The organism is Micromonospora sp. NPDC047620, from assembly GCF_043205005.1.
Lineage (GTDB): Bacteria > Actinomycetota > Actinomycetes > Mycobacteriales > Micromonosporaceae > Micromonospora.
In genome coordinates, this window is the sequence record NZ_JBIDDG010000042.1 from 16,616 (window position 1) to 37,191 (window position 20,576).

The 20,576-nt window shown below is 70.1% G+C and carries 30 protein-coding genes; all 30 read right to left on the bottom strand.

The window, feature by feature from the left end:
* Positions 1-3 precede the first annotated feature (3 nt).
* Positions 4-174, bottom strand: coding sequence for a hypothetical protein (locus tag ACGF5C_RS31530; RefSeq protein WP_393307551.1), 171 nt, complete (start codon positions 172-174; stop codon positions 4-6).
* Complete coding sequence (locus ACGF5C_RS31535) at positions 171-530, bottom strand: hypothetical protein (RefSeq protein WP_393307553.1); 360 nt, start codon at positions 528-530, stop codon at positions 171-173. The genes ACGF5C_RS31530 and ACGF5C_RS31535 overlap by 4 nt, the downstream gene beginning before the upstream one ends.
* A 2-nt stretch (positions 531-532) precedes the next feature.
* On the bottom strand, positions 533-1,045 hold the full coding sequence (locus ACGF5C_RS31540; RefSeq protein ID WP_393307555.1) for a hypothetical protein: 513 nt from the start codon (positions 1,043-1,045) through the stop codon (positions 533-535).
* A complete protein-coding gene (locus ACGF5C_RS31545) occupies positions 1,045-2,037 on the bottom strand; it encodes a phage tail tube protein (protein WP_393307557.1) in 993 nt (330 codons plus the stop codon). The genes ACGF5C_RS31540 and ACGF5C_RS31545 overlap by 1 nt, the downstream gene beginning before the upstream one ends.
* Positions 2,037-2,234 (bottom strand): hypothetical protein, encoded by a 198-nt coding sequence (locus tag ACGF5C_RS31550; protein WP_393307559.1) that lies wholly within the window; start codon positions 2,232-2,234, stop codon positions 2,037-2,039. The genes ACGF5C_RS31545 and ACGF5C_RS31550 overlap by 1 nt, the downstream gene beginning before the upstream one ends.
* Before the next feature lie 20 nt (positions 2,235-2,254).
* Positions 2,255-2,731 (bottom strand): hypothetical protein, encoded by a 477-nt coding sequence (locus tag ACGF5C_RS31555; protein ID WP_393307561.1) that lies wholly within the window; start codon positions 2,729-2,731, stop codon positions 2,255-2,257.
* Positions 2,731-3,303, bottom strand: a complete 573-nt coding sequence (locus ACGF5C_RS31560) for a hypothetical protein (RefSeq protein ID WP_393307563.1) — start codon at positions 3,301-3,303, stop codon at positions 2,731-2,733. Before ACGF5C_RS31560 ends, ACGF5C_RS31555 begins: the two co-directional genes overlap by 1 nt.
* 60 nt (positions 3,304-3,363) lie before the next feature.
* Positions 3,364-3,813 (bottom strand): hypothetical protein, encoded by a 450-nt coding sequence (locus ACGF5C_RS31565; RefSeq protein WP_393307565.1) that lies wholly within the window; start codon positions 3,811-3,813, stop codon positions 3,364-3,366.
* A complete protein-coding gene (locus ACGF5C_RS31570) occupies positions 3,797-4,369 on the bottom strand; it encodes an endonuclease VII domain-containing protein (RefSeq protein ID WP_393307567.1) in 573 nt (190 codons plus the stop codon). Before ACGF5C_RS31570 ends, ACGF5C_RS31565 begins: the two co-directional genes overlap by 17 nt.
* A gap of 20 nt (positions 4,370-4,389) precedes the next feature.
* Positions 4,390-5,616, bottom strand: a complete 1,227-nt coding sequence (locus ACGF5C_RS31575; protein ID WP_393307569.1) for a phage major capsid protein — start codon at positions 5,614-5,616, stop codon at positions 4,390-4,392.
* A 71-nt stretch (positions 5,617-5,687) separates the two neighbouring features.
* Positions 5,688-6,485 (bottom strand): head maturation protease, ClpP-related, encoded by a 798-nt coding sequence (locus tag ACGF5C_RS31580; protein WP_393307571.1) that lies wholly within the window; start codon positions 6,483-6,485, stop codon positions 5,688-5,690.
* Positions 6,478-7,710 (bottom strand): phage portal protein, encoded by a 1,233-nt coding sequence (locus ACGF5C_RS31585; RefSeq protein ID WP_393307573.1) that lies wholly within the window; start codon positions 7,708-7,710, stop codon positions 6,478-6,480. Before ACGF5C_RS31585 ends, ACGF5C_RS31580 begins: the two co-directional genes overlap by 8 nt.
* 16 nt (positions 7,711-7,726) lie before the next feature.
* A complete protein-coding gene (locus ACGF5C_RS31590) occupies positions 7,727-7,975 on the bottom strand; it encodes a hypothetical protein (protein WP_393307575.1) in 249 nt (82 codons plus the stop codon).
* A gap of 10 nt (positions 7,976-7,985) precedes the next feature.
* On the bottom strand, positions 7,986-9,473 hold the full coding sequence (locus ACGF5C_RS31595) for a hypothetical protein (RefSeq protein WP_393307577.1): 1,488 nt from the start codon (positions 9,471-9,473) through the stop codon (positions 7,986-7,988).
* A gap of 49 nt (positions 9,474-9,522) precedes the next feature.
* Complete coding sequence (locus tag ACGF5C_RS31600) at positions 9,523-10,083, bottom strand: hypothetical protein (protein ID WP_393307579.1); 561 nt, start codon at positions 10,081-10,083, stop codon at positions 9,523-9,525.
* Positions 10,084-10,672: 589 nt separating this feature from the next.
* A complete protein-coding gene (locus ACGF5C_RS31605; protein ID WP_393307581.1) occupies positions 10,673-10,900 on the bottom strand; it encodes a hypothetical protein in 228 nt (75 codons plus the stop codon).
* A gap of 49 nt (positions 10,901-10,949) precedes the next feature.
* A complete protein-coding gene (locus ACGF5C_RS31610) occupies positions 10,950-11,144 on the bottom strand; it encodes a hypothetical protein (RefSeq protein WP_393307583.1) in 195 nt (64 codons plus the stop codon).
* An 8-nt stretch (positions 11,145-11,152) separates the two neighbouring features.
* Positions 11,153-11,755, bottom strand: coding sequence for a recombinase family protein (locus ACGF5C_RS31615; protein ID WP_393307585.1), 603 nt, complete (start codon positions 11,753-11,755; stop codon positions 11,153-11,155).
* Complete coding sequence (locus ACGF5C_RS31620) at positions 11,752-12,132, bottom strand: hypothetical protein (RefSeq protein WP_393307587.1); 381 nt, start codon at positions 12,130-12,132, stop codon at positions 11,752-11,754. The genes ACGF5C_RS31615 and ACGF5C_RS31620 overlap by 4 nt, the downstream gene beginning before the upstream one ends.
* Before the next feature lie 129 nt (positions 12,133-12,261).
* Positions 12,262-12,429 (bottom strand): hypothetical protein, encoded by a 168-nt coding sequence (locus ACGF5C_RS31625; protein ID WP_393307589.1) that lies wholly within the window; start codon positions 12,427-12,429, stop codon positions 12,262-12,264.
* An 80-nt stretch (positions 12,430-12,509) separates the two neighbouring features.
* Positions 12,510-13,346, bottom strand: coding sequence for a DNA adenine methylase (locus ACGF5C_RS31630; protein WP_393307591.1), 837 nt, complete (start codon positions 13,344-13,346; stop codon positions 12,510-12,512).
* A 24-nt stretch (positions 13,347-13,370) separates the two neighbouring features.
* Positions 13,371-14,063, bottom strand: a complete 693-nt coding sequence (locus ACGF5C_RS31635) for a hypothetical protein (protein ID WP_393307593.1) — start codon at positions 14,061-14,063, stop codon at positions 13,371-13,373.
* Positions 14,064-14,071: 8 nt separating this feature from the next.
* Positions 14,072-15,145: a DNA cytosine methyltransferase gene (locus ACGF5C_RS31640; RefSeq protein WP_393307595.1), complete on the bottom strand. Its 1,074-nt coding sequence runs from the start codon at positions 15,143-15,145 to the stop codon at positions 14,072-14,074.
* 11 nt (positions 15,146-15,156) lie between these two features.
* Positions 15,157-15,669 carry a RusA family crossover junction endodeoxyribonuclease gene (locus ACGF5C_RS31645; protein WP_393307597.1) on the bottom strand — a complete coding sequence of 171 codons (513 nt, stop codon included), beginning with the start codon at positions 15,667-15,669 and terminating at the stop codon, positions 15,157-15,159.
* Positions 15,666-16,037 (bottom strand): hypothetical protein, encoded by a 372-nt coding sequence (locus ACGF5C_RS31650; protein ID WP_393307599.1) that lies wholly within the window; start codon positions 16,035-16,037, stop codon positions 15,666-15,668. The genes ACGF5C_RS31645 and ACGF5C_RS31650 overlap by 4 nt, the downstream gene beginning before the upstream one ends.
* Positions 16,034-16,525, bottom strand: a complete 492-nt coding sequence (locus ACGF5C_RS31655; RefSeq protein ID WP_393307601.1) for a hypothetical protein — start codon at positions 16,523-16,525, stop codon at positions 16,034-16,036. The genes ACGF5C_RS31650 and ACGF5C_RS31655 overlap by 4 nt, the downstream gene beginning before the upstream one ends.
* A gap of 303 nt (positions 16,526-16,828) precedes the next feature.
* Positions 16,829-18,409 carry a hypothetical protein gene (locus ACGF5C_RS31660; RefSeq protein ID WP_393307603.1) on the bottom strand — a complete coding sequence of 527 codons (1,581 nt, stop codon included), beginning with the start codon at positions 18,407-18,409 and terminating at the stop codon, positions 16,829-16,831.
* Positions 18,410-18,411: 2 nt separating this feature from the next.
* Positions 18,412-18,696, bottom strand: a complete 285-nt coding sequence (locus ACGF5C_RS31665) for a hypothetical protein (RefSeq protein ID WP_393307605.1) — start codon at positions 18,694-18,696, stop codon at positions 18,412-18,414.
* Entirely contained in the window at positions 18,696-19,547 is an 852-nt protein-coding gene (locus tag ACGF5C_RS31670; protein ID WP_393307607.1) for a hypothetical protein, read from the bottom strand. Before ACGF5C_RS31670 ends, ACGF5C_RS31665 begins: the two co-directional genes overlap by 1 nt.
* 98 nt (positions 19,548-19,645) lie before the next feature.
* On the bottom strand, positions 19,646-20,575 hold the full coding sequence (locus ACGF5C_RS31675) for a hypothetical protein (protein ID WP_393307609.1): 930 nt from the start codon (positions 20,573-20,575) through the stop codon (positions 19,646-19,648).
* Between the last annotated feature and the right edge of the window lies 1 nt (position 20,576).

Here is a 20,576-nt window from a genome sequence, read left to right on the forward strand (position 1 = left end):
CGGTCACCTCCCGGGTGTGGTCGGTTTGAACTCGATCGGGCCGCGGTGGGCCTCCCACCACAGCAGGTGGTCGCGGATCTGGTCGAGGGACAGCCGCCGCACCTCATACGGGGGGATGCGGGCCTCGAACGTGAAGAACGGTTCCACGGCGCGCAGGAACGCGCCGACGGTCATGCCTCGGAGGAAACCTCCGAGGGGCCAGCCGGGGGGCGGCCCGCGTCCTCCTGGGTGAAGGTTGCGCGCAGCAGCTTCGGCTGGAACTCGGCGAACGACACCGCGTGACCGGCCATCCGCACGGCGAGGTACGCCACCGCCCGCCGGGCGAACGACAGCCCCGACAGGCGCGGCTCGATGACGGTCAGCAGACCGGCAACGGCCAGGTCCATTTCCCGCTCGACGGCGTCGAGGTCACCGGCGCCCATGTCCTTCAGCGCTTCGGTGTCGAGCACCAGCTCGGCGGGCAGGGGGCCGTCGTCACCGCCGTACTGCTTGCGGTCGGTGTCGTCGAGGCACACCCGGATGATGGTCATGCTCACGCTCCTGTGATCTTGTTGAGGACGCGGTCCACGGCCGCCTCGATCTCCCGGCGCACCGCGGGCCGGCCCTCCGACATCGGCTCGGTGACGAACCCCGGCTTCACGGCCTGCGTCACCCACGGGTTGAGCTGCGACGTCGCCCGATGCAGGGCATGCCGCTTCAGGGCGCGGGTGCGCCCAAACACGGGGTGCTTCAGCCGGCCGGCCTCCACATCACCGACCTGCCGGGCGTTGCCCTTCGCGCCCTTCGCCGACACGTGGATCGTCACCGTCACCTGCGACCCGCCGGTGCTCGTCGACGTCGTCATCCGCAGCGACGGCACCAGCTCCGCCGCGTACCGGTCCGGCAGGTACGCCGGGGCGTCGGTGCGGACGGCATCCTTCAGCGCGGGGACCGCGTCGAGGATGCCCTTGCGCAGCTCCCGAACGAGATCCTTGCGGTCAGCGGCGCCCTTTAACCGGCGGGCCACCAGCGTGAACCGGTCGCCGCCGCGCACCTGCACCGACATCAGAGAGCCGTGTCGGCGGAGATGTACTCGATGGTCACCGGCGAGTTGGTGCCGTCGTGCTGCGCCACGAACGGGAAGCTCGTGGACACCTCGGCGGGGCCGCCCGCGGTCGGGGTGTCGCCGTTGAAGAACACCTGCGGGATGCGGAACCGGATCGTCTCGTAGTACGTGGAGGCGATCAGCGGTCCCACGAACTCCCACACCAGCGACACCGGGGTGTCCGCGGCGAACCGGTCGGCGAAGTCGGCCTTGTTGAGGAAGTCCGCCTGAATCGTGCCCGACACCCCGGTCCAGCCGTTCAGTACGCCCTGCGACCGCAGGCCCTGGTTGCCCATGTACGGGCCGCCGTCGTGGCGGGGACGCTCGATGGTCAGGTTCACCGACCGGACGCCGTCCACGGCCGTCTCAGCACCGTACGTGCCCGCCTTCAGCGTCGCCTGACCAAAGTGGAACTCGCCCAGCCCAGACGGGTAGGACGGGGCGGCGAGGGTCTGCGCCTCCGACACGTCCCGGGCGGTCACCTGCCACGTCGTCGCCAGATTTCCGTTGATCTCGCACGAGAACTCCGCCGACGTGATCTGGCAGCCCAGGTACGTGTACGGGCGCACCGTCCCGCCCAGGTCCGGCACACCGGCCTGCATCGTGTAGAACCGGCCGAACGGGTCCGCCAGCGCATGCGTCTGGAGATACGCCGCGGTGGCGCCCTGCTGCACCGGCGCGACGGTGCCACCCATCAGGCCGTTGAGGAGCAGGCCCATGCCCTTCGAGTACACGGCCGTCGACAGCGACCCCGACGCGCCCTTCGTGGTCACGTACCGGCGGCTGCCAGGCTGCACCATCCGGCCGGCAGCCATGCCGCCGCCCTGGTAGGTCTGCTTCTGCTTCGTCAGCGACGCCGTCGCCTCCAGGAAGCGGGTGGGCGCCACGTACGTGCCGTAGGTGACCTCGGGCGCCATCCCGAAGGAGCTGCCAAGGCCGGAACCGATCGCCATCAGCTCTGCTCCTCACCGCTGGTCGGGGCCCTGTCGAGCCTCTCGACGGCCCTCTTCGTCTCCTTGTCCTGGGCGGCCGTCCAGCCGGCCTCCAGGTAGTTCGGCAGGTCCCCGTCCGGGACCTCGACGATCTCGCCCGGCTCGACCCTGCGGCCCAGCCACGGCACGTCGTGCGGCACGTCATGCGGAAACTTCACCCTCGCCACGACAACCCCTCTCACGCTGCCGACCGCGAGCGGCACAGCACGTCGAAACTGATCTCACAGGCCCGGCCATCGCCGGCCTCCTCAGCGGACCCGGTCTGCCGGATCACCACATTCGTCGCGATAGCCGTCCCCGACTTCAGGGCGCCGCCCAACGTCCGGCCCGTCGGCGTCCGCAGATGCGTGTCGAGAGCGTCGAGCAGCGCGAACGCAGCCCGCCGCGCCTCCCCCATCGCCTCGCCACCAGCGCGGTGCGCCCAGATGATGCACGGGATGGTGAAGTCCTCCCACTGCGTCTGGGCACCCAAGTTGCCGTGGGTCACGCCGTCCTCGGTCGACGGATCGTCCGGGGTCACCCCAATCACCATCGCCGTGTCCGCGCGAGCGTCCGGCCAGCCGTCGAACACCCGCACCGGCTCCGCCGCCTCCGGCAGGGCCCGCGCCGTCTCCACCAGGTAGTCGATCGCTGCGGGGATCGCTGAGGTGGCCATCAGGCGAACCCGTCCGGGACCGCGTGCGGCGCCAGCATCTGCATCACCCGGTTCGGCACGAAAAACCCGAGGATCATCTCCCCGCCCGGTGCCGCGTCCCCGCCGCTGTCGAACGGCGAGTAGTTGCCGCCCTGCTGCGGCCGAAAGTTCAACGCCACCAGCTCCTTCGCCGCCTGCTTGATGCTCGCCGGCGTAGACGCCCGGCCCGCCCGGTAGACGACCGTCACCGCGCCCCGGCCGCCCGCCCAGTGACTACGCGACGACGCGCTCGACGACCGATACAGCACCCCCGCCGACAGCGACGGCGAGTACGTGCCCTCCACCACCGCAATGCCGTCCTCGGTCACCGACATCACCGACAGCACCGGCGGGCGACGCAGCACCAGCGCGCCGCCGCCGCCGTCGTGGACTTCGGTGACCGCGCGAGGAACGACCGGGCCGACGATGTGCTCGATGACGTCCGTCACCGACTCGATGAACACGCCCAGCTCGTCGTCCTGCGACGTGTCCGTTGCGCTCATGTTGAGGTGCTTCTTCACCTCGGCCACGGTCACGATGTCCGTGTCAGCCACGCCGCCCCCTTCACGCTGATGCCCCGCCGGCCGGCCCGCTCCGACCGGCGGGGCCGCCCATCAGCGAGTGCTGCTGTTCTTGCTGGACTTCGAGGTGTCCGCCGCGGTGGCGGTGCTCCGCGCGGCCGGCTTCACCTCGGTGCCGGTGGTGAGCTGCGGGTCGTCGGTGAACAGGGCGTTCACCGTCGCGTCCGCCGCCGACTCCGCCTCTCCGGCCGCCTTCTCGTGGACCTTCTGGAGCTTTTCGATCTCCGGGTCCTGGCCGACCTCCTCGGCGCCGGTGTCGGCGGTCACGCCCCGCTCGGCGACGTCCGCCGCGCTGACCGCCTGCTCCTGGAACTGCCGGCGGGTCGCCTCCCGGGCGAACTCCTTGTCGCCGATCATCTCCGGGGCGAGCTGGTCCGGGGAGCCGTCGGCGCGCAGCGACAGCATCGCCACCCGGTCGTGGTCCCCGTGCTTCGGCACCGCCGTGTTCCCGGCGCCGCTCGTGTTCTCACTGGCCTGTGCCATCTCTACACGTCTCCTCTAGGTATCGGATCGCCGAACGCAGCACGTCGGCATCGTCGTTGAGCAGCCCGATTGCGGAGTTGCAGCGAGCACAGAGAAGGCCTCGAACCTTGCTGCTGTTGTGGCAGTGGTCAACCGCCAGGTCCCGCACCGCGCCGGTCTTGTTGTCCCGAGCCGTCTCCGGCTGCCGGCAGATCGCACAACGACCACCCTGAGCCTTGAATAGATCGTCGTACTCAAGAACGGTGAGGCCGTACAGTCGCTTCAGCTTGTAAGCCCGGGTGGTTTGGTACGTCCGCCGATAGGAGCGGGCCGCAGTGGCGCGAACCCGCTCAGGATGCTCGCGTCGGTATTCGCTCGTCGCCTGGCGAGCACACGCCTTGCAGCGCGTGTCGCGGCCGTCCGGCTTGGACCTGTCCCGCGCGAACTCGTCGCCCGGCTTGGTTTCCTTGCAGGAGCGGCATGTCTTCTGCGCTGGCGTGAGCGCCAGCAGTTCCTCATCGGTGCGGGCGCGGTAGCGAGCCGTGGTCTCGGCGTTAGGCATGACCGATTTTCGCATACCGCACCCGCATCAACCGATCAGGTGGCGGCGGCCTGCCACACGCGCACAGCATTGCCGTTCTGCAGAGCTCCGTCGGCGCGAGCGAAGGCCAGGAAGCCTACTTGCAGGAAATCTGCGTACCGCTCGGTCAGTCGCAGCGTGTTGATGCCACGAACCGTGCGGATCAGGTACGCCTCGCGGATGTTGCCGAACAGCAGCGACTTCGAGTTGGCGCCGAGGGTCGGCATGTCGTTGTTCAGCCGCGTCGGATACCCGAGCAGCGAATCCGGCTCGCCGGCCTGGAGCGACGGCTCCCACAGCGGCCGGTTCTGCGAGTCAGTGAGCTTCCGCAGCGACTTGCGCACCGACTGGTGCATCATCCAGCGCAGCCCGTTGCCGGCTCCGTACGCCGGGTCGAGGGACTCGACCAGGTCCACCAAGTTGGCGTACGCCGGACCACTCGCAGCGGTACCGGCCGCGCCGGTCACGCCGACGGTGGCGCTGGTGACGATGCCATCGGGCTGCGCGGTGCCGGTGCCGGTGGTGAAGTGCTGATTCCAGATGCGGCCGATGCGCTCGCCCAGCTTGCGGGCCAGCCAGTCGTCGAAATCCGGCCGGTCCTGCAGCAGTTGGTACGACGCGCGCACCAGCTTGGAGGTGTACATGTACGCGTCGATCGACGCGGTGCCGATCGTGACGTCCTGCTCGGTAACCTGCGTGTTTTCCGCGAGGATCGCACCGACGTTGGCGGTGTCGTCGTTCGTCGGCCACGGCAGGTTCGCGCCGGTGTCGGTGGTGATGGTCTCGGCCTCCTGCAGCATGGGGCCGTACCACTTCATCGTCTCGATCATCCGGTCGCGGAACTCCGGCGGCACCAAGTAGCCGCCGGCCGCGCCGGTCCCGGCGCCCGCTGCGTTCTTGAACTGCTCGAACCGGGAGCGCATCAACGCCCGCTCCTCTGGCTCCAGGTCGTTGACGCCCTCACGAAGGAAGTTGCGGAACGCGCTGGCGTACGCCTCCTCGGTCGGTTCGGCCGGCTTGTCGCTGGGCGGGACGACGCCGCGGCGGTCGACCGCGTTGTTCTCCTTCTCTCGCTTCTCGTGCTTCTCCTGGCGTTCGATGTCGCCGTCGAGCTTGTCGTACTCGGTCTCCAGCCGGTCGTACGTCTGGTTGTCCTCGGCGGAGCGTTCCGGCTTCTCGATGAGAGCCTTCATCTGCTCCCAGATGTTCGCCCGCTGCTCGCGGAGCTGCTGGGTGGTAGGCATGCGTGGTCCCTTCCGTGAGCATGCGGACGTCCCGGCCGGCCCTGTTGCCGTCGGGTACGAAGGTGGGTGGGCTATCGCCCGGTGCGGGCCAGCCGGTTGCGGTGGCGCACCAGCGGGTCATCAGGCCGCGGGATCCGGTCGGCGACCGGCTCCGGCTGCGGGGCGGGCGGGTCCTCGCGGGGCATCACCGGCTCCGGGGCCTGGGCGCGGCCGGCGTGCTTGAACACCGACAGGTCGAACGCGTTCTTCGCGTCCACGTCGGGCTCGGCACCCTCCACCCGGTCGGCCAGGCCGGCGGCCACGGCCTCCTCGGCGGAGTACCACGTTTCGGCGAGCATCGCCGCCCGCCACGACTCGACGGTGCCGCCAGCCTTCGCCGCGTACACGCTGGCGATGTTGTCGCTGATCTTGTCGAGGCGGCTCGCGAGGTCCCGCATGTCGGCGGCGTTGCCGATCGCCAGCCCCCACGCGTCGTGGATCATCAGTTCGGTGTTGCGGCCCATCACCACCTCGTCGGCGCCCGTCGCGATGAACGACGCCGCCGACGCGGCCAGGCCGTCAACGACCGCAACAACACGCGCGGGATGGTTACGCAGGGCGTTGAGGATGGCGATGCCCTCCCACACCTCGCCGCCCGGGGAGTTGATGTGCAGCCGGATCTCGTGCACGTCCGGGATCTCGTCGAGGGCCCGCACGAACTCCTTCGCCGAGACGCCCCAGAAGTCGCCCCACGAGTCGATCGGGTCGTACAGCCGCAGCGTCGCCACCCCGTCGGAGACGTCGCTGGCGGGCTGCTCGGCGCAAATCGGGGTCTTCGCCCGGGCCGACGGCGCGACCCGCCCACGGAACCGGTAGCTGGGCTCAGGCATCGCTGGGCACCTCCTGCGTGTTCGGGTCGGGCTGGCCCAGCTCGCCGAAGTTCAGCGGCCGGTAGCGGGTGTCTCCGCCCTCCACCGGCGGCATGTCCTCCAGCCGGAGGATGTCGTTGGTGCTGAACGCGCCCAACTCCCACATCTGCTTGTAGAAGGCGGCCCGCTGCTGGGAGTCGCCGCGCAGCAGCCCCTCCAGCGAGTACCGGGCGTACACCGGCTGCGGCGGCAGGAGCTTCGTCACCCGCTGCTCCACCCGCGTCAGCCACGGCCGGAGGGTGAACTTCACGAACCCGAGCACCTGCTGCTCGATGCCGGTGCCCCACGACGTGGACTTCTCGGTCTGCATCAGCATGTGCGGCGGGATGCCGAACATGCGCGCGACCTCGTCGATCTGGAACTTCCGCGACTCGATGAACTGTGCGTCCTCCGGCGGGATGCTGAGCTGCTGAAACTTGATGCCGGAGTCGAGCACCGCCACGTCGTGGGCCTTGTCCAGGCCGCCGACCTTCGCCTTCCATCGGGCCTTCAGCGCGTCGGCCTGCTCCGGGTTGAGCCGCTGCTCCGTCTGCAGAATGCCGGACGCGAGAGAGCCGCTGCCGAACAACTGCGCCCCGTACTGCTCCGCGGCGAGGGCCAAGCCGATGCCCTGCCGGGCCGCCCGGATCGGCGACACGCCGCACACCCCGTCGTAGCCGAAGCCCGGGATGTGCAGGATCTTCTCGTCGGTGTACTCGGCGTCGAGGGCCCCGTCGATGAGGTACACCTTCGTGCCGGTCTCCGACTCGCGGCCGGCGCGGACCCGCGACGGGTGGATCGGCCACAGTTCGGCGATCTCACCCAGCCGGTTCCGCAGCACCCGCAGGTAGGCGTTGCCCCACAGCAGCAGGTGCGCAAACACCTGCTCCCACAGCTCGAACGGCGTCATGTCGGGGTGCGGGTTCACCAGCAGCCGCGCCGCCTGCGAACCCGGACCGACCCTAACCCGGATGTCGTCTTCGTAGCGGTAGGCGTGCAGCGGCAGCGACGCCGACGTGCCGGCGATCAAGTTCACTGCCCGCCACACCGCCGGCATGCCCAGCGAGCCCTGCTCGTTGACCGCCACGCCGGCGGCGACCTTCGGCCCGCCGAACAGTTCCAACAGCGTCGTCGAGGTCAGCGGCACCGCCGGCGACTCCACGCTGGCGTTGCGGATCGCGGCCCGGGCCGAGTTGAACAACGTCACCGCGACCCCCTCCTACTCACGCGATCCGACGAACCGGCGGCCCGTCGGGCAGTTCCTGCTGCGCCCGGTACGCCCGCCTTGCCGCGCCCCAGGCCGCGCCCAGCGCCGCCGCCGTGCGGCCCTTCTGGCCGGCCGGACGCTTCTCGCGCACGTTCGCCCACACCACCAGCAGCAGACCGCCGCCCAGCAGCGCCAGCGGCGCCCACACCAGGTACAGGAACGCGACGATGAGGGCGTACCCGAGCGCCTCCACGAAGTCGTTCACGACCAGCTCCTCACCAAATGTTCGGCGCGGTCTCCTCGACGATGAGGTGCGCGCGAGTCTCGTACGCCCAATGGGCGAGGGTCACCGCCACCAGCGGCGCGATGTTCGCCGAGTGCTTCCGGCCCCACGCTGTTCCGCCGTCGCCAATCGACCGGATCTTCGCGCCGCCGAGCGCCGCGTCAAGCTGCGGCTGTCGGCGATGCCGGCCCTGCTTCTGCTTGGCGGCATCGACGAACTTGCCCCAGGCGTCAGCTATGTCCTGCGCCCCCGAGACCACGAGGTCTCCCGGCTTGGGCTCCTGCGGGTCCGCGGAGGGCTTGAGGCCCTTCTTCATCAGGTCGGACACCAGTGAGCCGGCCGGGCCCTTCCCGTCGATCGCGATGACCAGCGGGTTGTGCTTCGCCTTCAGCTCCAGTACCCGGTCAACAATCCAATCCGTCCCCGGGCGGTCCTCGATCAGCTCCCAGTGCGCCAGGCCGTCGCCCCGCCGGCCGCAAATCGCTATCGCCCCATCCCGCTCTGGGCTGACGTCGATCGCGATGGCGATGTCTCCAACCCGCGTCGACTGCGGGTCGCCGAGCGCCTCCCACAGTTCGGCGGAGATGACTGCGCCGTTCTGGGCGCGTATCTCGCGAGGCCAGATGCCGAGCCTCTCCCGTGGATAGCCCGCACGGTCGGACCGCAACTCCCGTTGGATCGTCTCCAGGGTGATACGGATGCCGTACGCCGGGTTGGCGGCTGCAGCCACCGCGACGTCTTCGATGTCGACCTGGACGTCCTCCAGGTCCCCGGCGTGGCCCCAATCGCGGTAGCCGAGAGAGGGGTCCTGCGCCCACGGTCCATCATCGGCGTCCCGAGGCGCGGTGGGGTCACCCCGGCGACGCAAGTCGTACATGATCTCACCGGTGTCGCCCTTCAGCGGCGGCGACGATGTGTAGATGATCTGCGGGTTCGGCCGGGCGCTCAGGGTATAGAGCAGGGCCGAGTGTTCGTCCCGGTCATAGTCGAACGTCTCGTCGATGATGTTGACATCGCCTGACATGCCCCGGCCGCCGCCGGCCGACCGGGCGATGAACAGGATTCGCGCGCCTGTATCGAGCCGCTCGAAGCCCCGATTGTCGTTGGCGTTCGAAACCTTGACGAGTACCTCTTCCTCGCGAGACTCGCCGGTTTCCTCATCAACCACGACGGCGGGCACCCACCACAGGTCGTCGTTGTTTGGCTTGACCCGCCGACCCAACGCCCGAATCAGCGCCTTGACCCGACGGAACATCTCCACGGCGGTCTTGTAGAGGTGGGCGCTCCAGAGGATCAGCTGCTCACCGAGCAGGAGGAATCCGGTCAGCGCCCGGGCCTCCAGCATGCCGCCCTTGCCGTTCTGCCGGCTCACCCATTCGCAGTACTCGTAGCAGGCCCACTGCCCGTCATCGCGGCATGCCAGCATCAGCGTGACCCCGTCGACCTGCCACGGGTCCAGCGGCCGGCGGGCCCGGCGCATCAGTTCAGATGCCTCCTCGCCGTACGAGTAGGCGAACTCCGGGTGCGTCTCAACCCGCGGTCGATCCGCCCCTCTTAGCGGCAATCCGAGCGGCGAGACTGACGACGCCGGGGGAGCCAGCAGAGACATCGCCGACGTCCTCCTTCGCTGCCGGTGGTCGGGCGCCGGGTGTCTTCGGTGCCGCGCCGCCGGCCTGGGACGTCCGCAGCTCCGCGAGCAGAGCCTTGAGCGCTACCTGCTGTTGGCGGGCCTCCGCCAACACGTTGTTGATCTGCACCGCGACGACGGTGCCGTCCTCGTTCATCGACCGAAACCGCATCCACGCGTCCTCATCGCCCCGCAGGATCCGATCCAGGGTGTCCAGGCGGTCCGCGGTCCGGCTGGCTTCCTCGGCGAGCACCCTCTCGGCCGGCTTCAGCGCCGCGCCCTCGTTGGTGAGCTGCTCCCAGAGTCGCCGGCCCCGCGGACCGAGCTTCGGGCCGTCCGGCGTTACGTCGTTACGCGTAACAGGTCCCGTGACGGCCGACGTAACGTCCGTGACGCCATTGCGCTGCTCAGCGCGCTTCCGTTCGCGGTATCGGCGCTGCCGCTCGGCGTTCGTGAGCCCCACAAGCCGCCTCCAAGATCCAGCGCGGGGGGAAAAACGGGAGACAGGAGCGTGGGGTCTGCCTGCGGGCCTGTGGACTTTCGACCCGCCCTCCCCCTGACGCTCACCAGTCCTCAGATGTGCTGAGCTGCGGCGATGCGTCCTCGGCTGGGCGTTTGCGTCCCCTCGTTGCCCATCTGAGGTAGGCGCCGTGCCTGCTGTTGCATCCGTAGTGGGCCAGGCCGACGTTGCCGCGTGCGAGGGGCTGACCGCCGAGGTGCAGCGCCACCTTGTGGTCGACGCTGCGGGACCAGCGTGTGCGGGGTGGCAGGGTCTGGTCGACGTACCTGCCGCAGCGGATGCAGTGTGTCTCTTCGGCGTACACCTGGGCGCACAGCCTGAGCCACGGTCTTCCTTTGCGTCCTGCCCAGCGGGCGGCCATGGCTGCCTCCGTGGTGGGCGTGTGCGGGCAGGCCAGCCCGCCGCTTGGCCTGCCCGCTTCCCTCGCCCCGCGTCCCGAACCCCGGGTACGCGACAGCCCGGCGGGACCTGGGGGGTCGACCTGCCGGGCTGTGGGCACACTCCGCCAACGGAGTCGTGAACAATCATCTGCTCATGCGGCGGCAAGGTCAAGTTGGCGGGGGCGTCCGCGTGTTGAGGTGCGGGTGGCGTGTTCGATGGCGGCGGCTTCGTCGAGAGGCGAGTAGCCGGCGATGGTGGTGAGTCCTTTGCGGTCGCGCCAGCGGCGGATCATGGCGGGGGTGATGTCGTCGCCGAGGTGGGCGGCGAGTTGGTGGGCGGTTCCCCATTGCCGGCCGTTGATCCAGGGCAGGTCGTCCACGGTTCGATTCTCCCTCAGCGGGTGGTGGTCTTGCCTCGGTGGCGGCCGGTCAGAGGCCGAGCAGGTCGGCGGTGGCGGTGAAGCCCAGGGCGCGCACCTTGCCGCGCTTGCCCTGTCGTTCCAACTTCAGGGCTTCGACGAGCGCCTCGTCGCAGGCAACGATCAGCGACAGGCGGAGGGTCTTCACCGGGTCGTCGGGGTCGGCGTTGTCGCGGATCTCGCGGTAGCGCTGCATGTCGTCCATCGGGGTCCTCACTTCGTGGTCTCGGCGGTGCTCAGGTAGCGGCGCAGTGACGACTTCGGAATCTGGGTCTTCTTCACGATCTGGGACAGGCTGTCGCCCCGCTCCCGCAGCAGTCGGGCGTGTTCGATCTGGGCGTCGCTGTGTGCCCTCGGGCGGCCGATGTTCCTTCCGGCGGCGGCGGCGACTGCTCGGGCGTGGGCGGCGCGTTCGGCGGTGAACACCCGCTCCATTTCGGCGATGAGCGCCAGCAGCAGGAACGCAATGCGGCCCATGCCGGTGGCGTTGGTGTCGATGGGCATGGGGTCGGCAAGGGATCGGACGCCGACGCCGCGGTCGTTGAGGTCGTGGACGAGGTTGAGGACTTCGCGCAGGTTCCGGCCGAGGCGGTCGAGGGTGTAGACGACGATGGTGTCGCCGGGCCGGACGTAGGCGAGCAGCGTCTTGAGGCCGTCGCGGTCGACGGTGGCGCCGGTGCGCTTGTCGACGTAGATGCGGTCGGTGGGGATGCCGACCTTTTCGAGGGCGTCGATCTGCCGGTCGAGGTGTTGTTTGGTGGTGGAGACGCGGGCGTAGCCCAACTCCATGCCGGTGTGCGGCGTCGGGTCGGTCACCGCATCTCCCACGCGCTCGTGAAGGTCGCTCCGTCCGGCCAGGTCAGGATGGCCCGTCGCCGAACCTGCCGGGGCTCGTAGCCGAGGTGGCCAGCCTCTGCGATCTCGTTGTCGACCTGGTGCTCGGCGAAGTCGTCGTAGGTCATCGTTGGGCTGTCCTGCTCGCGGTCGCGGTGCTGCCAGTCGATCTCGTGTTCCGTCCTCTTTTTGCCCCCGGTGGGCAGCAGTCGGCCGGCGCGGGCAAGGGAGTCCAGCGCGGCGCGGGCGTCCTCACGGCAGGTGGGGGTTGCCGGGCCGGGCGCACCGCACTCCGCCCAGAGCGCATTGGCGACCAGCTCGACGTCGGCGTCGGTGTACGCGGTGGTCTCGGTAGGCATGGTGCCTCTTTCCTTCTCTGTGATTCCTTTGTGGTACACCCATTGTGGCACCACTTGTGGTCCGGGCCTAGGGCGACACTCCGTCACCTTCGACCCCCCGTGCCACTTCGTTGGAAGTGGCACACCCGGTCACTGCGCTTCCACGGTCAGCCGGAACGTGTGGGTAAAGCCGTCGCTGTCGGTTGCCTCAACCCACACCGCCGTCGGGTCGCTGTCGACGTGGGCGACCAGCAACACCTCGGGATAGTCGCCTTCGATCGCGGAGGCGATGCGCTGAGCAATCTGGTCGGGGCTCATCTCGGTGTCTCCTTCGGTCGTTCGGGTCGGGTTGCGTGGCCCGTGACGAGAGGTGGACTCACGCCACGGGCCACGGTCGGTCAGGCCGCCCCCAGCTCGTCGAAGTCGAACGCGCCCTGCACACCGAGCGGCCGGTTCGACCACAGCACCTCGGTACGGGCGGCACGGACGTCGGCGTGGAAGGTGCTCGCCGCGATGCTGTGCCGGTCCCAGCCGGAGTACAGCTCGCGGTCGTACAGGTCGGACGGGTAGCCGGACAGCACCACGGCCGCTTTGCAGGAGTGCAAGGCCTCGGCCAGCTCTCGGTGCTCGTTGTCGGCCATCAGTTCGTGGCGGTACGACCGGTCGTTGGCGCGAACGCTGCCGAGGTACGGAGGGTCGACGTAGAGCAGCACGTCGGGGCGGGCCCCGTAGGTGCGGATCACTTCCAGCGCTGGCCGGCACTCCAGGGTCACGTTCTTGAGCCGCTCGACCGCGGCCGCCATCCGCTCGACGTAGCCGTCCAGGTAGCCAGGCATGCCGGTGCTGACGCCTGCGGGCGCGACGTAGTGCCGCCAGCCCGCCCGCCGCAGCCGACCTGAGCGTCCCTGGGTGAGCCGGACCCACATCCGGCGGGCCCGCTCCAGGTCGTCGACAGTGGCGTCGATGTCGGCGCAGGCCTCGTACTCGGCGCGGGAGTGGGGGGTGAGCGCACAGACGCGGGCGAGGTCGTCGGGCCGCTCGCGGAGGATCCGCCAGAAGTTGATGATGCTCTCGTCGAGGTCGTTGACGGTCTCGTGGATCGAGGCCTCTTTGGCGAACAGGACGGCGAGGCTGCCGGCGAACGGCTCGACGTAGTGGGTGTGCGCGGGTAGCAGGCTGGCGATGGCCGGCCCGATGGTGATCTTTCCGCCGTAGTACGGGAACGGGGGCTTCATGGTCGTCCTCTCGGGCCGGTTGGGTCAGTTGGCGGGTTGGGTTGGTGCGGCCCCCGCGACCGCACCGATGACGGCGTCACGGGGCCAGATGTGCGCGACGCCCGGCACCGCACCGTCCACGCCGCACGGGCAGCCGGGACCCACACACAGGCACGGGTTGAGGCGACCGTCCCGCCACTCGCCGTCACACACCACCGTCCACGCGTCCTGCGGGCCGGCGGTCTGGAGGTGGAGGTTGCGGATGCCGCAGACCGGGCAGGCGGGCGCCTTCGGGCCGGACAGCGACCTCCGGGCGGGTCCGATGTGCAGGTGCCGGCGGGCCACCTCGTCGAGCCGGTGCAGGGCGCAGGCGGCGGCTTGGGCGATGTCCGCTCGCATGCGGGGGATGGCGGCGTGGATGCGGTCGAGCGGCGTCCCGGCGCCGGGCAGCGGAGCGGCGAGCTGGCGGAGCTGTTCGGTGAGGTCGTCGTAGAGGGCCTGCGACCGGTTGACCTGGAAGGGCCGGTCGTGGACGAGGTAGGTGGTGGCGGTGGGGTCGCTGTGACCGCCGCTGCCGTACCGGACGCCGTAGGTGGTGGAGCGGAGCCCGTCGGCGGCGTACAGGCCCTCACAGGCGATGTGGGCGGCCTCTGCGGCGGCAGCGTGGCGGAGCCGGGTGAGGGCGTCTCCGAGGCTGTGGGCGGCGGCTCGGGCGTGGAGGGCGGCGGTGTGGGTCACGGTGCTCCTCAGGCGGCGAGGGACAGGGCGTTGGTGCGGCCGGTGGCGACGGCGAGGACCGCGGCGGCGAGGCCGGGTGGAACGGCGTTGCCGAGCTGCCGGTAGCGGGACGTCTTGTGTCCGTGCCACGGGTAGTCGGGGCGGAAGCCCTGGAGGACGGTCGCCTCGTTCAGCTCGATTGGGCGGCTGTGTTCGCCGGCGATGACCTTCCAGCGGCTAACCGTGCCGATGACGGTTGGCGCTGGCCGGTCGGTAGTCCGCTCGTACCGCTTCTGTGTTCCGTCCCCCATCTGGCTGTTCTGCCCGGCGCGGACCTTCCAGCGGAACGCCTCGCCGGTAATGGTCGGGGCGGGACTGGCCGCGGTCCGGTTCTCCCGGGCACCGTGCTGCTCGACCCACCGCGGGGAGTCTCGACGGGACTGGAGCACGTCGTTGCCGTGCCATCCGACGGCCTCGGCCATCGTCAGCCAGGGCGTGCCGAACAGGCCGTGTCCTGCGCTGGGGTCGTAGTGCGTCGGGGTGGGCTGGTGAACGCGGCGGACGCGGGAGGCGATGAGGACCGCTCGTTCGCGGGTCTGCGGCACCCCGTAGTCCGCGGCGCACAGCTTCCCGGTCCACACGTTGTAGCCCCAGCCGCGGAGAACCCGCCCGATGTGCTCCCAGAGCGGCAGCACTTCGGGCACCTGCTCGAAGGCGGCCCACTCGGGCATCAGGTCGCGCACCCAGCGGGTCGGTTGGGCGGCGTGGTGCGACCGGTCGTCCTCCCATGCCATGTCCTGCCATCGGTCGTCGCCGGCGGCCATGCGGTCGACGAGGGCGTGGACCCGCGGCTGGTCGAGCTTGCCGAGCTGCTTGCCGGCGTTGGACCAGGGCTGGCAGGGCGGGGAGGCGATGAGGCCGGTGACGCGGCCGGTGAACGGTGCGGTGGGGTAGGTGGCGATGTCGCAGCGGATGCGGGGGTGGCCAGCTTGGACGGCGGTGACGCACGCGTCGTGCCAGATTTCGAGTCCGATGGTGTTGAGGCCGAGCGTGCGGGCTCCTTCGTCCCATCCTCCGGCGCCTGCGTAGAGGTCGAGGATCATGGCGGTCCTCCTCAGGGCTGGTGGATGGTGTGGGCGGGCGGGGTGGTGGCGCTGCAGGGCACGACGGCGGGCCGGGGCTCGGCGGTGAGCTGTTCCAGCAGCCAGATGCGGATGACGACGCCGGGTGATTCGAGGGCGAGCGGCTCCTCGCCCGGGTACGCCTTGTAGGTGTCGCGGTAGCGGACGACTCGGGCGTCGTCGCGCCAGATGCCGGCGTCGGTGAGGGCGTCTTCGGTGGCGCGGATCAGCTTCGACAGGTCGGGCATGCGGGCGGGCCAGGTGCGGCGGCGCTTGGGCGCGCTGGCCGGCTTGGGCATGGTGAAGACCATCTGCACGGCGAGCGGCTCGTCGAGCGGTTGCCAGTACATGGGGGCGCGGGCGTCGAGGGCGGCAGTCTTGACGGCTTCGCGCCACGGCTTGAGGTGCTTGGAGGACTCGACGAGGATGCCGCGGCCGACGTGGCGTTTGCTGCCTTGAGGGGCGGGGAGGCCGTAGGCGGTGATGGTGAGCAGCGGGGTGCTCATGCCGGCACCTCCGTCGCGGTGAGGCGGCCGGCGGCGATGTCGGCGAGCAGGGCGTCGAGGGCCTGCGGGCTGAGTACCCAGCGGGTGTGGCCGACCAGGGCGACGGCGTAGCGCATCTCGGTGCTGGTGCTACTGCCGGGGCGGCCGTCGGTGGCGACGCCGATGACGAGCTGAGAGTCGTTGATGGCGGCGTAGTGCCGGTCGGCGAGGTTGCGGATCTGCTCGGCGGTGGCCGGCGTCTCGCCGGGCAGGGGCGGTACGGGGGTGTGGACGAGGTGGCCGGCGAGGGCGAGGGCGCGGTGGATGCGTGCGAGGTCGGTTGCGGCGCGGGTGAGGCTGCCGCAGAGGGTGACGGTGAGGCGGGTCATCGGGTCACCTCGGTCCAGCCGCTGACGGTGCGGCGCATGAGGGTGACGGGGCCGCCGGGGTTGTTGCGCTGCAAGATGGCGATGGCGCGCTCGGCTTCGGCGCGGTCGGTGGTGGCCTTGGCGGTTGAGGTGTAGGCGTTGTGCCGCCAGGTCCATTCGGTGTGCGTCTCGGTGGTGAGCCGGTTGATGAGGTCGTCGTAGTCGGTGCTGGTGAGCCACTGGTCGAGGCCGATCGCTTTGGCCCAGGCGTAGATGTGGTCGCGGATCGTGTCGTCGGGCCGGGGCGGCTTGGTCGCCTCGGTGGCGCACCAGTGGGGGTGGGGGCCGGGCTCGGTGCGGACGTCGCAGGTGCATTCGGTGTAGTAGTCGGGGCTCACGGCTGCTCCTTGGATGCGGGCGCGGAGGCGGTTGGGGTCGTCGAGGGTGCCGGGGGTGTGGTTGGTGGCGGCTTGTTGGAGCCAGGCGAGGACGTGCGGCGGGGTGGTCACGGCTGGCTCCTTCGGATGGCGGGCTTCTGGCGGGCGAGGCGGTGGAGGGCGGTGGCTTGGCGGGCGGCGAGGTCGTCGTCGTCCTGTTGCGCTGCGAGCTGGTCGAGGAACTTCTCAGCGAGGGGACCGATGGGCTCGGGCTCCGAGGGGTGGACATCCGGGCCGGGGGGTGGACAGGTGGACATGTCCACCCCGGCCCCCTCGCGGGTTCGCCTCGCGCGCGTCACGTAGTCAGGGGTTTTTTTGTAAGTTGATCTTTCTTTTATATGGTCAGGCCCGTTATGACGCTGCGTAGTCAATTCGTCACTCATCCCCGGAACCCCCGTTTTCGCCGCCCGGGGGTGGACACGTGTCCACCTGTCCACCCCCCCTGTCCACGCGCGCTGGACCCGGCGTCAGGTAGCGGTCCTCATCGATGCGGATCCACCGCAGCGCCTCGGCGTGAGACAGCCCCGGCTCGAACCAGTCGCGGTCCCGGGACGGCAGCAGCTTGCGCAGCGCCCCCTTGGCGATCCGCTCCTTCGCGCGGACCTTGTCGCAGATCCACGCCGCAACCCGCTCCACCGTCGAGTCGACGCCACGCTCCGCCAGGCGGATCGCCACGGCCTCCTGCCGGCGCCGCTCCAGCAGCGCCTGCTTGTTCCGCTCCGCCTCCTGTCGGCCGAACTCGATGAGTCGGTCCCGGACTGCGCACGACGTCGCCCAGATCAGCCCGCCGAGCTCCCAGTCCTCCCACGTCACCGCGAACCGCTCGTCGAGCAGCGCCAGGAGAGCGGCGAGCTTGCAGCGCATCAGCGGAACGTGCGAGTCGAGTTCGTCGACGACGACCTCGCCACGCTGCCGGGCGATCTGCTCGCGGCGGAGCTGCGCCCGCAGGTCCGCGGGGAACGTCACCACCGGGGCGGACTCACCGATGCGCTCCGCGCCGATGATGAGCCGAATGGGGTCGGGCACCGGCACCGGCTCGTCGGGGATGTTCGGGTCGATCGCCGACAGCCAGAGGAACCGCTGCGGGGTGCCCGGCCCGCCGTCAGCGAGCAGGTCCTGCGCGACGTTCGGCTGGTAGCCGATCAGCAGGCCCATGGAGTACGACCCGTCGGGCAGGAAGCGGGTGTTCTCCTCGCGGGCGTTGGCCTGGCCGAGAGCTCCACCGGTCCATGCGGTGCGGATGGCCATGCCGACGGTGGCGCCCTGTCGCTCCTTCATCATCTTCGTCAATGTCTGGCCCTCGTCGACGTAGAAGAACGCGTTGTGGCGGACCTGGGCGCGGACCTTCTCCGTCTTCGGCTCGCCCTTGCGGTCGAGCTCTCCGGTCTCCCGCTGCACCCAGCCCATGTACGCCTCGGCCATGCCTTCGCCGGTGCCGAGGCCGATACCGTCGCGGAAGAGATCCGGGTCGGGGGTGCCGTCGAGGCGGGACAGATGGCGGGGTGGCAGAACGAGCCGGTGGGCGGTGCGCATCGCCTCCGTCTTGCCCTGGCCCGACGGGGCGATGAGGTTGACGAAGGTGTTCAGCGACCCGGTGGGGCCGCGGCCGGAGTCGAACTTGATGCGGTGGTCGACCATGCCGGCGGCGCGGGCGAGCACGGAGCCGAGGACGGCGTCGGGAGAGGTCACGGACGCCCACGCGGCTTCGCGGATGTCCTTGAAGAGGGGCCGGCGGCTCCAGAACGCGTCGGGCAGGTTTACCAGTGGCACGGTGGCGGCGCCGGAGTCGAGGGCCTTCTCGGCGACTTCGGTAGCCGGCTCGTACTGCTCCCAGCCGTCGGGCCAGAGCTCGCAGTCGTAGGCGGCTCCGACGATGCTCTCTGCCTCCTCGGCGGCGGCGAACGCGGCATGGTGCGGGTCGCCGGATGGGAACGCGTTGAAGGGTTCGGCGGTCATGGTCACGCCGCCGCCCGCAGCTCGCGGACCGGGCGGCCGGTCTCCCAGTCCACCGGTCCTCCGCGGTAGATGCGGTACGGCCGGCCCTCCCGTTCGGCGCGAGCCCGGGCGGCGGTGTCCATTTCCGCCATCCGGCGGGCAACGCGCTGTTCACGCGTTGCCCGAGGCTCGGCCATCTCCGTCCACGTCCCGCGGACCTCGTTGATGTCCGCGTCGTAGCGGCCTCGCAGGTACGCGGTCCAGGCCAACTCGAACGCCTCCTCGGCGGTGAACGTCAGCTTGGTCATCAGGCCGCCTTGCTCGCGTGGTGGGCGGTGTCCGGCAGGGCCAGTCGGGCGGCGCGAGCCAGTTGGCGCACGTCGACGTACGGCTGCAACGGAGAGGGCTTCCACCCGGTGGCCTCCTGGATGAATCCGCCCTTGTCGGCGCGGCCGGGCTGCCAGAGCTTGTCGACGACGGGGAGTCGGGTCCACTGGATGTGCTCGCCGGTGTTCACGTTGATCGGCACGGTGTAGTGGGCCAGGAAGTCGTCGGCTCCCTGGCGGCTGGCACCGGGGTGCTGGAACGGCGCGCCCTCGAAGACGCTGTGTCCGTCGACGAACCACCAAATCCGCATGGCGCCCGTGCCGAACTGAGCTTCGGCCTGCTCGTCGCGGGGATACCTGGTGATCCAGAGCCGCCAGAGTTCCTCGGCGGAGATCTCGTCAGGGAGCCAGTCGTCGCTGATGGGGTCGCAGTGGAGCTCCCAGTAGAGGCGGAGGGGTTCTTCCTTCCGGTAGCCGCTGGCGCGCGATCGGAAGGTCCAGATGTCGCCGTCCGGCTGGTTGCCCCACCCCCTCCATGTCGGGGCCTTCCGTCTGCCGATCTCGGAACCGGAGAACCCGGTGTTGTGCTGGATGTTGTACCGGGGGCACTCCGCCTTGATGGCGTCGAGCTCGGCGGCGAGCACCGACTCGCGGTCGGCGTGGTGCGTGACAGTGATCCGGGCAACCTCGTTCCACCACGGCTTGTCGTCGCGGTGCTTGACGAGTCGGGCAGGCAGCGTGGCGGTGATTCCGACGTATAGAAGGGCGCCGTCTTCGCCGAAGAAGCGGTACAGGGTGTGCGGTCGCTGCTGGAGCGGGGTGGTGCTGGTCATCAGGTCCCCCCTGGTGGTCGTTGCGGTGGTCGTGGTGTGGCGCCCCGTCGCGCGCTCGATGCGCGATGCCGGCCGGGTCCGGGCAGGGCGGACCGTCATCAGGCGGCCTGGGCGATGCGGCGAGCCCGGTCGCGGGCCCGCCGGTACGGGACGGGGGCTTCCGGCCGTGCGAAGGCGGGGATGCCGGCGCGCTTGCGGATGCCGGTGACGGTGGCCTGCCCGCGGGTCTTGGATCCCTCCATCACGTCTCCGGCGCCGGGCACGCGGAGCAGGTGGGCGATTTCGAGGTCGCCGAGGGTCTTGGCGAGCCTGCGGATGGCCTCAATCAGGTCGGGGCGGTGGGCGTTGAGTTGGGTGTAGGTGAGTCGCCCGTCGACGGCGAGCGCGACGGTGGTCTCGTCGTAGTCGTCGTCGCGGCTGCTGGGGTCGCCGAGGTTGGGCTGCTCGTTCGGGTCGTCGATGTCGTCCCAGGCCAGCGGCGGCGCCCAGCCGTGGCGCCGGGCGGACACCTTGGCCCGGGACGCCGGGTACCCGGCGGGCGCGGCAACCGTCGACAGTTCCTCGTAGAGGCGGTGGATCAGGTCGGCGGTGGTCGGGGTGACCTTCTTGCGTCGGCCGCTGACGATCAGGTTGAGGTTGCCGACGCTCCACCCGATGCGGGTAGCGAGGGTGGACTGGTCCCAGCCGAGGGTGCCGAGGGCTTGGAGTCGGCGCCGGGAGCCGGTGGCGTCGACGTACGGCATCTGCGGGTCGGTGACGGCGAGGAGCTTCTCCGCGCACGTGACGTGGACTTTGGTGGTCTTACCGCCGACGATGCGGCGGATGGTGTGTTCGGTGACGCCGGCGTTGCGGGCGAGGGTGTCGCGGCCGACGCCGCGGCGGCGCAGGGCGAGGATGTGTTCGCGGACGGGGGTGGGGTCGACCCACCGGTTCCAGCGGCCATAGGCGATCTGTCGGCGGCGGTGTCGCTCGTAGCCGGTGTGGCCGATGACCTTCGCGGTGGGTCCTTCGGTGATGATGATGGTCATG

Coding starts and splice junctions, on each gene's coding strand:
- ACGF5C_RS31535 (WP_393307553.1), bottom strand. CDS start 530: ATGACCATCATCCGGGTGTGCCTCGACGACACCGACCGCAAGCAGTAC.
- ACGF5C_RS31575 (WP_393307569.1), bottom strand. CDS start 5,616: ATGCCTACCACCCAGCAGCTCCGCGAGCAGCGGGCGAACATCTGGGAG.
- ACGF5C_RS31625 (WP_393307589.1), bottom strand. CDS start 12,429: ATGAGCCCCGACCAGATTGCTCAGCGCATCGCCTCCGCGATCGAAGGC.
- ACGF5C_RS31540 (WP_393307555.1), bottom strand. CDS start 1,045: ATGTCGGTGCAGGTGCGCGGCGGCGACCGGTTCACGCTGGTGGCCCGC.
- ACGF5C_RS31565 (WP_393307565.1), bottom strand. CDS start 3,813: ATGGCACAGGCCAGTGAGAACACGAGCGGCGCCGGGAACACGGCGGTG.
- ACGF5C_RS31650 (WP_393307599.1), bottom strand. CDS start 16,037: ATGACCCGCCTCACCGTCACCCTCTGCGGCAGCCTCACCCGCGCCGCA.
- ACGF5C_RS31555 (WP_393307561.1), bottom strand. CDS start 2,731: ATGGCCACCTCAGCGATCCCCGCAGCGATCGACTACCTGGTGGAGACG.
- ACGF5C_RS31610 (WP_393307583.1), bottom strand. CDS start 11,144: ATGGACGACATGCAGCGCTACCGCGAGATCCGCGACAACGCCGACCCC.
- ACGF5C_RS31630 (WP_393307591.1), bottom strand. CDS start 13,346: ATGAAGCCCCCGTTCCCGTACTACGGCGGAAAGATCACCATCGGGCCG.
- ACGF5C_RS31640 (WP_393307595.1), bottom strand. CDS start 15,145: ATGATCCTCGACCTCTACGCAGGCGCCGGAGGATGGGACGAAGGAGCC.
- ACGF5C_RS31675 (WP_393307609.1), bottom strand. CDS start 20,575: ATGACCATCATCATCACCGAAGGACCCACCGCGAAGGTCATCGGCCAC.
- ACGF5C_RS31670 (WP_393307607.1), bottom strand. CDS start 19,547: ATGACCAGCACCACCCCGCTCCAGCAGCGACCGCACACCCTGTACCGC.
- ACGF5C_RS31580 (WP_393307571.1), bottom strand. CDS start 6,485: ATGCCTGAGCCCAGCTACCGGTTCCGTGGGCGGGTCGCGCCGTCGGCC.
- ACGF5C_RS31660 (WP_393307603.1), bottom strand. CDS start 18,409: ATGACCGCCGAACCCTTCAACGCGTTCCCATCCGGCGACCCGCACCAT.
- ACGF5C_RS31665 (WP_393307605.1), bottom strand. CDS start 18,696: ATGACCAAGCTGACGTTCACCGCCGAGGAGGCGTTCGAGTTGGCCTGG.
- ACGF5C_RS31530 (WP_393307551.1), bottom strand. CDS start 174: ATGACCGTCGGCGCGTTCCTGCGCGCCGTGGAACCGTTCTTCACGTTC.
- ACGF5C_RS31545 (WP_393307557.1), bottom strand. CDS start 2,037: ATGGCGATCGGTTCCGGCCTTGGCAGCTCCTTCGGGATGGCGCCCGAG.
- ACGF5C_RS31620 (WP_393307587.1), bottom strand. CDS start 12,132: ATGCCTACCGAGACCACCGCGTACACCGACGCCGACGTCGAGCTGGTC.
- ACGF5C_RS31645 (WP_393307597.1), bottom strand. CDS start 15,669: ATGAGCACCCCGCTGCTCACCATCACCGCCTACGGCCTCCCCGCCCCT.
- ACGF5C_RS31595 (WP_393307577.1), bottom strand. CDS start 9,473: ATGCGCCGGGCCCGCCGGCCGCTGGACCCGTGGCAGGTCGACGGGGTC.
- ACGF5C_RS31570 (WP_393307567.1), bottom strand. CDS start 4,369: ATGCGAAAATCGGTCATGCCTAACGCCGAGACCACGGCTCGCTACCGC.